Source organism: Actinomadura scrupuli (genome assembly GCF_050971785.1).
Taxonomy (GTDB): Bacteria; Actinomycetota; Actinomycetes; order Streptosporangiales; family Streptosporangiaceae; genus Actinomadura_E; species Actinomadura_E scrupuli.
This window is the reverse complement of record NZ_JBPCCU010000012.1, coordinates 1-13,008: the sequence shown is the minus strand read 5'-3', so window position 1 is coordinate 13,008 and position 13,008 is coordinate 1. Positions and strand designations below refer to the sequence as shown.

14 protein-coding genes are annotated in these 13,008 nt (G+C 68.1%); 10 read left to right on the top strand and 4 right to left on the bottom strand.

Annotation, left to right across the window (positions count from 1 at the left end):
- The first annotated feature begins 239 nt into the window (after window positions 1–239).
- Together ACRYCC_RS37835 and ACRYCC_RS37830 are read left to right on the top strand one after the other, a co-directional pair.
- Window positions 240–368: a hypothetical protein gene (locus tag ACRYCC_RS37835; protein ID WP_433818885.1), complete on the top strand. Its 129-nt coding sequence runs from the start codon at window positions 240–242 to the stop codon at window positions 366–368.
- Window positions 369–556: 188 nt separating this feature from the next.
- Window positions 557–1,084, top strand: coding sequence for a hypothetical protein (locus tag ACRYCC_RS37830; protein WP_433818884.1), 528 nt, complete (start codon window positions 557–559; stop codon window positions 1,082–1,084).
- A 41-nt stretch (window positions 1,085–1,125) separates the two neighbouring features.
- Here ACRYCC_RS37830 and ACRYCC_RS37825 read toward each other — a convergent pair whose 3' ends face one another.
- Entirely contained in the window at window positions 1,126–1,968 is an 843-nt protein-coding gene (locus ACRYCC_RS37825; RefSeq protein WP_433818883.1) for an SAM-dependent methyltransferase, read from the bottom strand.
- Window positions 1,969–2,085: 117 nt separating this feature from the next.
- Between ACRYCC_RS37825 and ACRYCC_RS37820 the strand changes: the two genes are divergently transcribed.
- Window positions 2,086–4,647, top strand: a complete 2,562-nt coding sequence (locus ACRYCC_RS37820; RefSeq protein ID WP_433818882.1) for a molybdopterin-dependent oxidoreductase — start codon at window positions 2,086–2,088, stop codon at window positions 4,645–4,647.
- Entirely contained in the window at window positions 4,644–5,585 is a 942-nt protein-coding gene (locus ACRYCC_RS37815) for an FAD binding domain-containing protein (RefSeq protein ID WP_433818881.1), read from the top strand. Before ACRYCC_RS37820 ends, ACRYCC_RS37815 begins: the two co-directional genes overlap by 4 nt.
- Before the next feature lie 377 nt (window positions 5,586–5,962).
- Here ACRYCC_RS37815 and ACRYCC_RS37810 read toward each other — a convergent pair whose 3' ends face one another.
- Both ACRYCC_RS37810 and ACRYCC_RS37805 read right to left on the bottom strand, forming a co-directional pair.
- Window positions 5,963–7,123: a hypothetical protein gene (locus ACRYCC_RS37810; RefSeq protein ID WP_433818880.1), complete on the bottom strand. Its 1,161-nt coding sequence runs from the start codon at window positions 7,121–7,123 to the stop codon at window positions 5,963–5,965.
- Between the two features lie 673 nt (window positions 7,124–7,796).
- Entirely contained in the window at window positions 7,797–8,036 is a 240-nt protein-coding gene (locus ACRYCC_RS37805; RefSeq protein WP_433818879.1) for a hypothetical protein, read from the bottom strand.
- Between the two features lie 460 nt (window positions 8,037–8,496).
- Between ACRYCC_RS37805 and ACRYCC_RS37800 the strand changes: the two genes are divergently transcribed.
- A complete protein-coding gene (locus tag ACRYCC_RS37800) occupies window positions 8,497–9,444 on the top strand; it encodes an alpha/beta fold hydrolase (protein ID WP_433818878.1) in 948 nt (315 codons plus the stop codon).
- A gap of 85 nt (window positions 9,445–9,529) precedes the next feature.
- Here ACRYCC_RS37800 and ACRYCC_RS37795 read toward each other — a convergent pair whose 3' ends face one another.
- On the bottom strand, window positions 9,530–10,126 hold the full coding sequence (locus ACRYCC_RS37795) for a TetR/AcrR family transcriptional regulator (RefSeq protein WP_433818877.1): 597 nt from the start codon (window positions 10,124–10,126) through the stop codon (window positions 9,530–9,532).
- A gap of 175 nt (window positions 10,127–10,301) precedes the next feature.
- Between ACRYCC_RS37795 and ACRYCC_RS37790 the strand changes: the two genes are divergently transcribed.
- The 5 genes from ACRYCC_RS37790 to ACRYCC_RS37770 form a co-directional block, all read left to right on the top strand.
- Complete coding sequence (locus ACRYCC_RS37790) at window positions 10,302–11,045, top strand: hypothetical protein (protein ID WP_433818876.1); 744 nt, start codon at window positions 10,302–10,304, stop codon at window positions 11,043–11,045.
- Window positions 11,042–11,821: a hypothetical protein gene (locus tag ACRYCC_RS37785; protein WP_433818875.1), complete on the top strand. Its 780-nt coding sequence runs from the start codon at window positions 11,042–11,044 to the stop codon at window positions 11,819–11,821. The genes ACRYCC_RS37790 and ACRYCC_RS37785 overlap by 4 nt, the downstream gene beginning before the upstream one ends.
- Window positions 11,818–12,417, top strand: coding sequence for a cytochrome c oxidase subunit 3 (locus ACRYCC_RS37780; protein WP_433818874.1), 600 nt, complete (start codon window positions 11,818–11,820; stop codon window positions 12,415–12,417). The genes ACRYCC_RS37785 and ACRYCC_RS37780 overlap by 4 nt, the downstream gene beginning before the upstream one ends.
- A 3-nt stretch (window positions 12,418–12,420) precedes the next feature.
- A complete protein-coding gene (locus ACRYCC_RS37775; RefSeq protein ID WP_433818873.1) occupies window positions 12,421–12,729 on the top strand; it encodes a cytochrome C oxidase subunit IV family protein in 309 nt (102 codons plus the stop codon).
- Window positions 12,730–12,807: 78 nt separating this feature from the next.
- Window positions 12,808–13,008 (top strand): PucR-like N-terminal domain-containing protein (locus ACRYCC_RS37770; protein WP_490885260.1); only part of this gene is annotated, 201 nt, incomplete at its 3' end.

Sequence of the window (13,008 nt, the reverse complement as noted above, 5' to 3'; positions counted from 1 at the left end):
CCGCAGCGCCTCGTACAGTCTCCGCGCCGGATCCTGCATCTGCGGCCCACCTGCCCCGTCCCTGCCCGCGTCATACCGGCTGCCCGCTATGGAAACCGCGGGCACAGCCTTTGACCTGGAGCCTAGAACCAAATGCCCCGCATCGCCCGCCTACTCCCACGATCAATCCCCGTATCCCGCAGCCTTCTGCCACAAGCCCCGGGAGCTTCCTGGGGAACATCGTCGAGGGGAATCTCGCCATGAAGGCCACGACCAAGCGCACCCTGCGCCGGCTCGGCCAAGCCGCCATGTACAGCGCCGTACGGGCCGGAGCCGCCGCCGCCGGTACCGCTGGCTTCACCGCCCTGATGTGGTGGATCCACCACTGATGACAGCTACAAGAGGCACCTGCCCGTACGGCTGCGGTGGGATCCCGGGCGGGGTCGAGCACGGAGTTGGTTGCCTGCGCACAAGGCCCACCTGGTACCGGCCGAACAGGGTCCATCAGTATGGGAACGCCGGGCCGCTGTGCGTTACCCTGCGCCGAGCAAGATCACGCCATGTCCCGGAGGCGCGCATGACACCGCAGGGCGAGGCCACGCTGGCCCAACTCGGCTCTCTTCCGGCTCACGTGCGCGCGGACTACCTTCGCATCCTCGAGACGGCCGTACGGGTCGCCCCGAGGGGCTGGACCCGTCGTAGGGGTGTCCGGCTGCAGTGGATCACACTCCATGGCGACGACGATGACGTCGTGGTGCGGGTCGAGAGGACCGGCTACGGCGAGTTGAGCAGGTACGTCGACTGGGACGGGCCACGATCCCACCGCTCTCTTGCCGGCGCAGTGCATCACAAGCTCGGAACGGATCAGTGCGCCGCCCTGGTCTATGGGAGCTCGGTCGACTCGCGCACGTGGGGTTGGGTCGTCCCGCTCCTGGTCGGAGCAGGGCTGCCCAGGCTGGACACGGCCGTGATGGTCGATGTGGAACACCGCACGGGGGCCCGATCGACTTTCTACTTCCCGATCGAGTTCCGGCGCAGGCTCATCCGGCGGTTGCGGTTCGAAGAGGACGTGCACGCGATTCTGCGCCGCGCAAGGGACCTGTGAGCGAGTGTCCGGAAACGCGGGTCACCAGTCGCCGGTGCGGACTAGGGTTTGCGGGCGACACCGGCGACCGCCAGGCGCAGGACCGGGTGGTCATCGCTGGACGGCACACCCGGTTCCGGACGCCACTCGGTGACCGGCACGACACCGGGATCGATCAGTTCCAGCCCGTCGAACATCTGCTCGACCTCCTTGACCGGTCGGAACTGGCCACGCCCCATGCCCTGGCGCAGGGCGGCCTCGGCTGCGGCCGCTCCCGGGTCGTCGACCTGGATCAGATGGTGGATGAAGACGTAGGAACCCGACGGCAGGGCGTCCCGTAGCCGGGCGACCAGGCCCGAGGGGTTCTCCTCATCGGTGATGTGGTGCAGGATCCCGCAGAGCAGCAGGCCCACCGGCCGGGTCAGGTCGAGGTGGCCGGCCAGCGCGGGATCGGCGAGGATCTCTTCTGGCCTGAGCAGCTCGCCGTTGATCGCGATGGTGCCGTCGTCGCTGGTCAGCAGGGCCTCGGCATGCGCCAACACGATCGGATCGTGATCGACATAGACCACGCGAGCCGCCGGGTCGATGGCCTGCGCGGTCTCGTGCACATTCCCTGCCGTCGGCAGGCCCGATCCGATGTCGATGAACTGCCGGACCCCCGCCTCGGCCGTCAGGTGCCGCACCACCCGGCGCAGCACGGCTCGCTGCGCCTCCACACCGATCCTGATCTCAGGCAGCGCCTGCTTGATCTGGTCGCCGACCGCCCGGTCGGAGGCGAAATTGTCCTTGCCGCCCAGCAGATAGTCATAGACCCGGGCGATGCTCGGCCGGTTGACATCGATGCCCACGACGGCCCAGTCCTTCGGCGCGGCCGTCTTCCACCAGCGATCCTTCCGCTCCGCCATCACGTCTCCTCACAGTGCCGACCGAGATGCCAAAAAGATCCAGATCAGCCCCACTGTAGTGATCAAAAATGCCATCATGTCCCGGAACGCCGGTGATTTCTGGCTGAGGAGCGAGCGATGAAGTTCACCGTCAACGGGAATCCGGTATCGGTGAACCCGGGTGCCGACGGCACCACCGCTCAGGTTCTGCGTGACTCGCTCGGCCTGACCGGGACCAAACTCGCCTGCGGCACCGGAGTGTGCGGCGCGTGCACCGTGCTGGTCGACGGGACCCCCGCGGTGAGCTGCCTGACTCCCTGTTCGACGTTGGAGGGCCGCGACCTCACCACCGTCGAAGGGCTCGGCGGCACCCATCCCGTGCAGCGTGCCTTCGCCGCCCACGACGGGCTGCAGTGCGGTTTCTGCACTCCCGGCTTCGTGGTGGAGGCAGCCGCGTTCACCGACGCCTGGCGAGCCGCGCACGGCGATACGGAGCCCTCCCGCGCCGAGATCGCCAGGGCGATGGCCGGCCATCTGTGCCGATGCGGGGCGTACGCCGGAATCTACGCCGCGATCGCCGCGGCCTGCGCGGGCCGCCACGACGGGCCGGCCGAGACCGCGCCGCCGCGGGTCGAGGCGATGGAGAAGATCACCGGCCGGGCCGTCTACACCACCGACGTGCGCCTGGACGGGATGCTCGACGGCGTGATCATCCGCTCACCGCACGCGCACGCACGGGTCATCTCAGTGACCGGGCCCGCGCTCCTGGTGGAACTGCTGCCTGCGGACCGGACGGTACGGTACGTGGGCCAGCCGGTGGCCGTGACGACCCGGGAAGCGGCGGCGGAGGTCGAGGTCCGGTACGAGACGCTGCCCGCCGTGCTCAGCTCCGAAGAGGCGCGGCGACCGGACGCGCCGGAGATCTATCCCACCGCCGCGTCCCGTAAGAGCGCCCCGCGCAGCAACGAAGGGCCGCCGGCGCCGGCGAAGTGGGCCGGGAACCTGCGCGGGCCGTCCTCGATGAGCTGGCGGGCGGGGACCGCCGTGCGCCGGATCGACCAGGCCCGCTCCGATTCGGTCGAGATCCTGGTGACCGCGGAGTACACCACCGCGGCCCAGTCGCACACCGCGATGGAGCCGCATGCGTCGGTCGCCCGCTGGGACGAGCACGGCGGCCTTCACCTGCACATCTCGACCCAGGCCATCGGCCGCGTCGCGGAGCAGGCGGTGGCACGCTGGGGGCTGAAGCGCGACCAGGTACACGTCTACGCCGAGCACATCGGCGGCGGGTTCGGCGCGAAGGTCAACCTCACCTCCGACGCCATCGCCGCGGCCGAACTGGCCCGCGCCGCCGGCGCGCCGGTCAAGGTGGTGCTGACCCGGGCGGAGGAGCTGGTGGACGGCGGCAGCCGCCCCGGTACCCGGACCGAGCTCTCCCTGCTCACCACCGCGAACGGGGATCTCGCCGCGCTCACCATGGACGTCTACGGCGACGGCGGAGTGTCGATCGGCACGAACGTGGCGACCCACGCCCGGCTCATGTACGGCAACGCGCCCCGGCGGCTCCGGGACTTCGACGTGCTCACCAACCTCCCGCCGGGCGCGCCGTTCCGTGGTCCTGGCATCCCACCCGCGTTGTGGGCTCTGGAACAGGCCGTCGACGAGGCCGCGTACCGGCGCGGCGAGGACCCCCTGGAGCTACGCCGCCGCTGGGACGGCAATCCCAAACGGGCTGCTCTCTACGACTGGGCCGCCGCTCTTGCGGTCTGGAAGGACCGGGGGGCTGCCGGTGCCGCGAGCGGCCGGTTCCGGCGCGGGGTCGGGCTGGCGGTGGCCAACTACCTGTACTTCCTGGACCCGGGCACCGAGGTCGAACTGACCGTCGAGGACGGGGTGGTGGTGGCTCGCACCGCGACCCAGGACATCGGCACCGGCAGCCGCAGCGTCATCGCCGGGGTCGTCCGGGAGGAACTCGGCCTGCCACCTGAGCAGGTCCGGGTCGAGATCGGCCGGACCGGCACCGTCCACGGCCCGGCGGGAGCCAGCAGCTGCGGCACCCCCTCGATCGGACCGGCCGCCCGCGACGCCGCCCGGAAACTCCTCGCCGCGCTCCCCGCGGGGATCGACTCCCTGATCGAGTCACCCGGGGACGTGGCCGGACTGCGGGTCGTCGGCGGGCGCCGCCGGGATCGCCGCGGCTACGTCACCCCCTTCCCGCTCAACCACTTCCACATCGGACGGGGCTTCTGCGGCGCGGTCTACGTCACCGAGGTAGAGGTCGACACCCGGCTGAGGGTGATCCGCACCCTCTCGGTGCACGCCGGTATCGCCGCAGGGCACATCTACCAGGAACGGCTCGCCCGCAGCCAGTGCGAGGGCGGCATCATCCAGGGCATCGGCTATGCGCTGCACGAGCAGCGGCAGATCGATCCCGGCACCGGGGCCGTGCTGACCGGCAACCTCGAGGACTACCGGATTCCCGGCATCGCGGACGTACCCGAGATCGACGTGCACTTCCACGAGGACGGCTGGGATCACGTGACCGGCCGGGGCGTCGGGCTCGGTGAGCTCTCCACTCTCGGGGTCGCGGCCGCGATCGGCAACGCGGTGCACGCCGCCACCGGCTGGCGCCCGCACGACCTGCCGATCCGTCTGCCCGAAGGTCTGCCAGAGGGTCTGCCCGAAGGGATGCAGCAATGACCAGTGTCACGGCGATCGCCGAGAGCGGCGCGGTGGTGCTGCGCGCGGGCGGAACCGACCTGATGGCCCTGCACGGCCTGGGACGTTCCACCGGCCCGTACACCGACCTGCGCGGCGTCCCGGAGCTGCGCGGCATCACCTGGGGAGCGGACGGATCCGCCGCCATCGGCGCCATGACGACCGTCGCCGAACTCGCCGCCGACCAGCGGCTCGCGGCGGCCTTCCCGGTGCTGACCGCGGCGGCGGCCGTCCTGGCGACGCCGCAGATCCGCGCGGCGGCCACGCTCGGCGGAAACCTGCTGCAGCGCAACCGGTGCTGGTACTTCCGCAATCCGCTCTTCTCCTGTCATCAGACCGGCGGAGACGGCTGTCCCGCCCGGTCGGGTGCGCACCCGTTCGCCGTCGTGATCGACCAGAGCCCGTGCATCGCACCGCATCCCTCCTCACTCGCCGTCGCCTTGCTCGCCCACGAGGCCGGGGTGCGAGTCCACGGCCGCGGCTCCCTTCCCGTCGGCGACCTCTACGGGGACGACCCCGGCCGCGATCACCTGCTGGAGCCCCGCGAGGTGCTGCTCGGCATCGATCTCCCGGCGCCGCGCCCCGGTGAGCGGGCCGCCCACCAGCGGACCGGATACGGCCGGGCCCAGGGGGACTGGCCGCAGGCCGAGGTCGCCGTCCGCCTCGTCCTGGAGGACACGACGATCGTCTTCGCGGCGGTGGCGGCCGGCGGGATCGCCCGCACGCCACTGCGCCTCACCGAGGTCGAGGAGGCACTCGTCGGCCGCCCCGCGACCGCGGAGACCATCGAGGCCGCCGCGGCGCGCGCCGCCGGCCGCTGCACTCCGCTCCCGCACACCATCCGCAAGGTCGCCGTCCTCGAGGGCACCCTCCTCGAAGCCCTGGAGCGCTCTCTCCGCGGCGAAAGCGGACAGCCATGATCAGGCGCGCATATCTTTGAACCGTCGGCGTTTCGAATGCGCCAGGAAGTGAACTGGTGCGCGATCGAGCTCGACAAAGGGATCTGCCTGATGACCCACTGGTGACGGACGCCGCACGCCGTTCAGGACCAGGGTAGAAGAGCTGGACAATGGCACCTTGGCTGACCAGCCAGGACCACGGAATAGCTCCGGAAGAATGCCAGCGCCCCATCCGTACTGGTCGAGGAGCATCCCCGCCGGCCTGCCCGAGGATGTTGACCACCGAGGCGGTGCGAGTTCGCCGTCTACGCACCGACAGCGCCCCGGTGGAGGGTGGCCTGGCCCTAGCTTGGACAGGTCACCAACGTCGGCCCTCGATGAACCGATCTGCGGCCGCCTCACCCAAGCTGGGCTCTGTGCACCAGCTTGATCTTGGGATTGGTCTTCAGGCCGGAGACGACGTACGTACGGACGCGGCCGTCCGGGGTTACGGTCCACAGGCCCGGAGCGTCCTCGGAGCCGAAGTCGGCGGCCTCCAGGGTGGAGAGGGTGGTCCCCTTGTTCCACTTCGCGGAGATCGCGTACTGCTTGTAGGAGATGGAGCCGGTGGAGTCCCCGTTGTTCTTGACGGTAAAGCCGTCCCATAGGTAGAGCTGGCCGGTCGACTGCTTCCGTAGATACATGGCCGTGCCGGAGGCCGTCTTGGTCGTGGCCAGTGTCCAGTTCTGCCAGTCAGCCGTGCCGTCCGGCGTGTTTGCCGTGATGGTCAGCTGGGGCGCACCCAGGAGGAGGATGTCTGTGGCCCGCGACTCGAAGTAGGTCAGGTGGTAGCCGTTCTGGTCGCTGCCTGTGATCGTAATCAGATCATCGAGATGGCCCGGCACTCCTTCGGCGTTGTAGGCATTCGCAAGCTGGAGCGGCCAGTCCCCGTTGCTGTCGGCGAGGTAGTCGCCCGAGGCGCTGAAGTTTCCAGCGATCGGGTCCACCACCGAGCCGTCCCCGCTACCGGAGAGCAGGCTTCCTCTGCCTCGATATGTGCCGGAGGGGACGTAGAACAGGAAGTCCTGGAACCCATCGCCGTAGTAGTAACCGGTGATGACCTGCCCGCCGTCGAAATCGCTAGGCGCGGCATCGGTGTTGAATCCCGCTCCCAGCGCTCCAATGTTTTTGGCGGGCAGCCTTAGCCCGCCACGGCCGTCTCCCGTTCCGGGTACAAGCCACATGCCGGACGGCAGGCCCGGCGTCCCCCCGGTGGTCACCAGGTCCGGGATGCCGTCACCATTGATGTCCTGGGTGGCCGCCGGCTGCGCGGCATCTGCGCGGAACCGTTCGACGGTGGCGGTGCTTGCCGTACCATCCGCCGCGATGCCGGTGACGCTGAGCGTGCCCGCCCGGCCGGTCGGCGTCACCGTGATCTTCGCCGTTCCGTCCACGGCGGCCATTGCCGTCGCAGGCGCACCGTCGTTGACCTGGTACCGGTAGCTGACCGGAGTGCTGCCCGTGCCCGGCGAAAGGGTGAGCGGAATCGGGACCCCGGTCGTGAAAGGTCCGCTCACCATACCGACGTAGTAGGCGGGCCAATTGGGACCCGATACCACCGGAGGCCCCACGATCTCCGCTGCGACCCCTGGCTCGGCCAGTGCCAGACAACACGCCAGGGCGGTCCCGAGGGCGCCCAGCCGCCGGAGATGTGCTCGGTTCACGGTGCTCCTAAGAGAAAATGATCAAGACACGGTGACCATAGTCGCTGACCACGCCGCGGGCCCAGGTCTCATGTGGCAGGAAGCGGCCATTTCACCCGTCGGTGGGAGCGGCCCCGATTCATAGGCCAGACCGTCGGCAAGACCCAACGGCCGGTGGCCCACAAGGTCAGCGCGGGATATTTACGGGATGGCCGCCCCCACGAACGTGGCCCAACGAGGCGTCCGCTCAGGTGAGCGCCCTCTCACCGCCGTAAGCGCTACTCGATGCCTACACCGATACTCGACGCTGCCGAATTAGGCCGTTGTAGATCAAGGGCGGCGGCGCTTCGCGCCCGCCGCCTCGGCCGCCCGGTCCCGCCGCTACGGGCGTGGGCGCTGTCTTCCCATACCGTCTGCGGTGCATCAGCCATCCGCGCATCTTGCCGGAGCCAACCCCTTATGCCTCCGGCGAGGGCCTCTGACTCCGAGATGGGGTATCAAGCTCCGTTGCCGGAAGGTCTGTCCGGGGTTGAGGTGGGGCGGTTCCTGCCTATTCGGCTTGATCAACGGCCGTGACACGTACGGTGCCCTCTTGGACTATTACGCGCACCGGCCGTCCAAGGATGTGACCTGCTCGGCTCGCGGCACGCTGCCCAAAGCGAAGTTTGGTCTCCTCGCTCACCGCCAGGTCAGTGTCCTTGAAAGTGACGACCGCCTCACCAGATCGACGCAGATCATCGGCGATAAACTCCGCGAAGCCCTCAAGCACATCAGCGTTCCCGTAGTCCATGAGTTCCTCCGCTAACCGCACTGATCACCAGGGTGTCTTGCCCCCGGAGATCCCACACCAAGATCCGGAACATACACGGAATGATCATCATGGCCGAAGAGAAGGCACGCGACTGCCGTGCAGGTCACGGGCACAGCGAGCCCCTGATGAAGTGATCCATTTTTGATCCGTTGGTTCTGGGTTCGAGTCCCAGGTGGCCCACCACGTCGAGCTGGGTAAACGCGCTCGAGTTGGTCCCTGTCGGCCGCTTGGTCCGTGGTCCGTGGTCCGTGGTCCGTGGTCCGTGGTCCGTGGTCCGTGTCGAGCATTGTAGGGCCGCATCACCAGGGCGAATGCCACCGCCCGGCCTGGTCGGCCCCGGTCGCCCGAGCGGGAACCGCACTCTTTAGAATGGCCCAAGTTTTTAAATAGTGTCGTCGGTGACCCGGCTGACCCGGGTGTGGACGTGGAAGGTGACTCCTTGTCAGTTGCACGGTTCACCGATGTCACGGACTGGGAGCGGCTCGGCTCCCGTCTCGTTGCGACCAACGGCATCGAACTCAATGTCGTGGAGCACGGGGAAGGCCCGCTGGTCGTCCTGTGCCACGGCTTTCCCGAACTCGGCTTCTCCTGGCGGCATCAGGTCTTCGCGCTCGCGGCCGCCGGGTACCGCACCCTGACCCCGGACATGCGCGGGTATGGCGGCAGTTCACGGCCCGCCGGCGTCGAGGACTACGACATCCTCACGATCTGCGGTGACCTGGTGGGACTCCTGGACGACGCCGGAGCCGACCAGGCCGTCTTCGTCGGCCATGACTGGGGAGCCTCCATCGTGTGGCAGATGGCGCTCGCCCACCCTGAGCGCGTGCGGGCGGTGGCCGGGGTGAGCGTACCGATCCTGCCTCGCTCGCCGGCGCCTCCGATTCCGATCCTGCGCCGGCGGCTGGGCGACGACTTCTACATGTGCTGGTTCCAGGAGCCGGGCGTCGCCGATCCCGTGTTGAACAGCGACGTGCAGCGCACCTTGCTGGCGGACGACATCCGAACCCTGCAAGGGGACGCTGACGAGCCGCTTCCCGGTCGCCCATGGCAGAGCGAGAACGACTTCGACGTCTATGTCCGGGCGTTCGAGCGCACGGGTTTCACCGGGGCTCTCAACTACTACCGAAACATGGACCGCAACTGGGCGCTCACCGAGTACCTCGACCGCCGGACGATCGATCAGCCTTCCCTCTTCCTCACCGGTGCGGAAGATGTCGTGGCGGAATTCATGCCCGCTGCGAAACAGGCGGCCATGCTGACCGATCTGCGAGGGCACATCGTGGTCGAAGGGGCAGGGCACTGGGTTCAGCAGGAACGTCCCGACGAAGTGAACGCGGCACTGCTCGACTTCCTGGCTTCGCTCGACACCGGCACGGTCACCGCGTAGCCGGGCCGGCACCCACGCGATGACCTCCGGGCCGGGCCATACCGTCATGGATCGCGGCTGGTGATCGGGCTCGGCGCGGGCCTGTTCAGCCGGGTCCGAGGCCGCGGATGAGTGCGCTGATGTCCTTGGTCAGGGTCTGGGCGACGGGTTGTTCGTCGAGACCGCTCGCGGCCCAGCGTCTGATGCCGTCCGCCACGAGTACCTGCGCGAGGCGGGCGGCTCGTACGACGTCTGTTCCTTCGGGGAATTTGCCGTCGCGCCGTGCCTGCTCGAAGGGTTCCAGGAAGAGGAAGGCGAGGTCTGCTTCGGTGGCGCCGTCGGCCAGGGCGCGTTGTTCGATGCGGTAGGCCTCCAGGACGGTCTCGAAGACCAGTTCTGGCGGGTGGTGGCGTACACCGCGTTCCAGGGTCTCGACGACGGCCTTGATCAGGTCGAACAGGTCGTAGGGGCGGGAGGCGACGGTCTGCGCGGCGAGGTGGGCGTCGCGGATCAAGAAGATCTCGACCTCTAGAAGGACGTCCTCCCTGCGGGAGAAGTACACGTAGAAGAGCGCCTTGGAGACGCCGGCGGCCTTGCAGATGTCGGTGACGGTGGTCTCTGCGAAGCCCTTGGTGCGCCACAGGGCCATGGCCCCCTGGACGATGGCGTCCCGGCTCGCGACGGAACGTGCCCGGACCGGCACCGCTCGTCCTTGACGGTGGTCACGTTCTGTATTCCGGGAGCCCATCGCCATGATCAGGCATCTTACCGCATCTGATTATTGACTACCGTCAGAAAACCGTGCCATGCTCCGGCCGTGGCAAGCTTCCTCTCTCCTGAGGAGAACCTCCCTTGCATCAGAAGAGAAAGGGAAAGGTATGCAGGTCCTCGCCGAGAAAGAGGGGTCATCGTCCGCCTCGAACCTGCGGGCGCAGCAGGTGGCACTCTGGTCGTCGCCCGTGGTGGCGCTCGTACTGCTGGTGCTGTTCGTCGCCTTCCCCGGTTTCTTTCCGCCCATGTCTCCGGAGATGACGGCGACGGAGGTCGGGGCGTTCTACCGGGACAACACCCCGCTGATCCGCTTCAGCATGGTCGGCTTCAACCTGTGCGGCATCATGCTCGTTCCGTTCTTCGTGCTGATCATGGCGCAGATGCAGCGGATGAAGAGCCAGAGCCACATCTATGCGTTCTCCTACCTCACGGCCGTCGTGGCAGGGGCGACCCTCTTCGCGCTGTCGAACATCTTCTTCGCGGTCGCCGCGTTCCGGCCCGACCGGGGCGACGACCTGGTGCAGGTGCTCAACGACCTGGCGTGGATCACCTTCATCGCGCCGATCGGGATGCTGGTCGCCCAGTTCGTGCTCCTGGCCCTGGCGATCTACGCCGACGACGACCGTACGCCGGTCCTCCCTCGGTGGGTCGGGCACTACTCCCTGCTCACGGCGCTCGCCATGGCCCCCTCGGCGGGAGCCGCGGTCTTCCGGGACGGCCCCCTGGCCTGGGACGGGCTGGTGTCCTTCTGGCTTCGCAACGGCGCCTTCGCGCTCTTCGTCCTGGTGATGTTCTTCGTGGTGCGGACCGCGCTCCAGCGCCAGGCCGGGCTGGAGGGCGTGGCGTCATGACCGATGCGACCTCCACCCTGACCAAGGGCGGCCCGGCCGACGGCGAGCCGCCGGAGCGCAGGGGCAAGCGCGACGTCTGGATCGTCTACTGGCTGTTCGCCGCCTTCTACACCGCCATGGCGGTGGGCGTGTGCCTGCTGGGGCGGGCCACGCCCCCTCCCCGCCCGGACGTCACCGACCTCCAGGTGGCGCTCTGGTTCGACAAGCACCAGCCGGGCATCCAGGTCGGTTTCATGTTCCTCCTGATCATCGCCGGAGGCGCCGCGATCTCCAACGGCATCATCGGCTACTTCATGAAACGCATGTCGTCGGGGAAGGTCCTCGCCTACGCCTACATCGCCGGCATGTGCGTGGGGGCCATCCCCGGATTCCATCTGCTGCTCATCTGCTGGCTCACCGCGACCTTCCGGCCCGACCGCCCCGCCCGGATTCTGCACATGCTGTACGACCTCGGCATGCTGTCGTACAACGGATCCCTCGGCTGCTTCACCGCCGCCTACACCGTCCTGGCGATCGCCATCTTGTACGACAAGAACCGCGTCTTCCCCAAATGGTTCGCGTACGTCTCCGTCTGGCAGGTCGTCACCGAGGTCGTGGCCACCCAGATGTGGGTCTTCCACTCCGGCGCGTTCGCCTGGAACGGCATGATCACCTTCTACATCGCCGTGGTCATCTTCGGGCTCTGGGTCGCTTGCCTCCTGCTCATCCTCAGGAACGCCGCCAACGCCGAGACCGCCCGGACGCCGGCGCTCTACCTCGCGGAGGAGGGCCGATGAGCGCTCCCGGCCACGACCTCCCCGCGACGGCCCGGCAGCGAGCGGCCACGGACGAGCGCCTGCCCGGCGACATCGACATGTGGGTGATGGTCCTCGGTGACCTGTTCTTCTTCGGCTGCTACTTCGTCACCTACATGGTCTTCCGGGCCATGTCGGTCGAGGAGTTCGCCGCCGCCCAACGGCACCTGAACATCGGTATCGGCGTCACCAACACCGTCATCCTGCTGACCAGCTCGATGTTCGCCGCCCTCGGTGTCATCGCCGTCCGGCAAGAAGCCCTAAAGAAGGCCGAACGGCTGCTCCTGGCCACCGGCGCGTGCGGCGTTCTGTTCGCCCTCCTCAAGGTGTACGAATGGCACGCCGAGATCAGCCAGGGCTACACGGTCCAGAACGAGTTCTTCAGCTTCTACTACGTCCTCACCGGCGTTCACCTCGCCCACCTCGCCCTCGGTGTCCTCATCCTCGGCATCGCAGTGCGCGAGCTGCGCGCCCCCCGCAAGCAGCGGCCCCGGATCATCGAGCAGAGCGTCGTGTTCTGGCACATGGTCGACCTGCTCTGGGTGGTCATCTTCGCCCTCCTCTACCTCATGAGGTGACCCATGACCCCACCATCCGCAGCCACCGGCAAGCCGCTCCTTCCCAAGGAGACGCGGCCCATCCTGCTCGCCTGGGTCGCGCTGTCGGCCGCGACCGTCCTCGCCTGGCTCCTCACCCCCGGAGAATCGGAGTCCTCGACGACCCTGGGCAAGGAACTGGTCGCCGCGATCGTCCTCCTCGGCCTGATCAAATGCCGCCTGATCATCCGTTACTTCATGGAAGTCCGCCACGCCCCTCGCTGGCTCCGAACCGCGACAGACGGATGGCTGGTCGTCCTCTGGCTGACGCTGCTAGGCATCTACCTCTCTTAGACGGTGCTCTCCACACCCTCCTTTCACCCCCTAGAGGAACGGCCCAGGCCGGCCGCTAAGTGATCCAGGAAGGTTGCCATGCCCCAGACGGCTGTTCATCGGTGGGTTCTTCCGCAGGAGCTGGCGGATGCGTTGCGGTGTGAGTTGGTGCAGGTCGCCGGGGAGATCGTGGAGGAGGTGCGGCGGGGTGTGCCGGAGTTCGAGCGCCGGTTGCAGGGTGGGGTGGCGGCCGGGGTCCGGTTGGGTGTCGAGCGGGGTTTGAGGCGGTTCATCGACCAG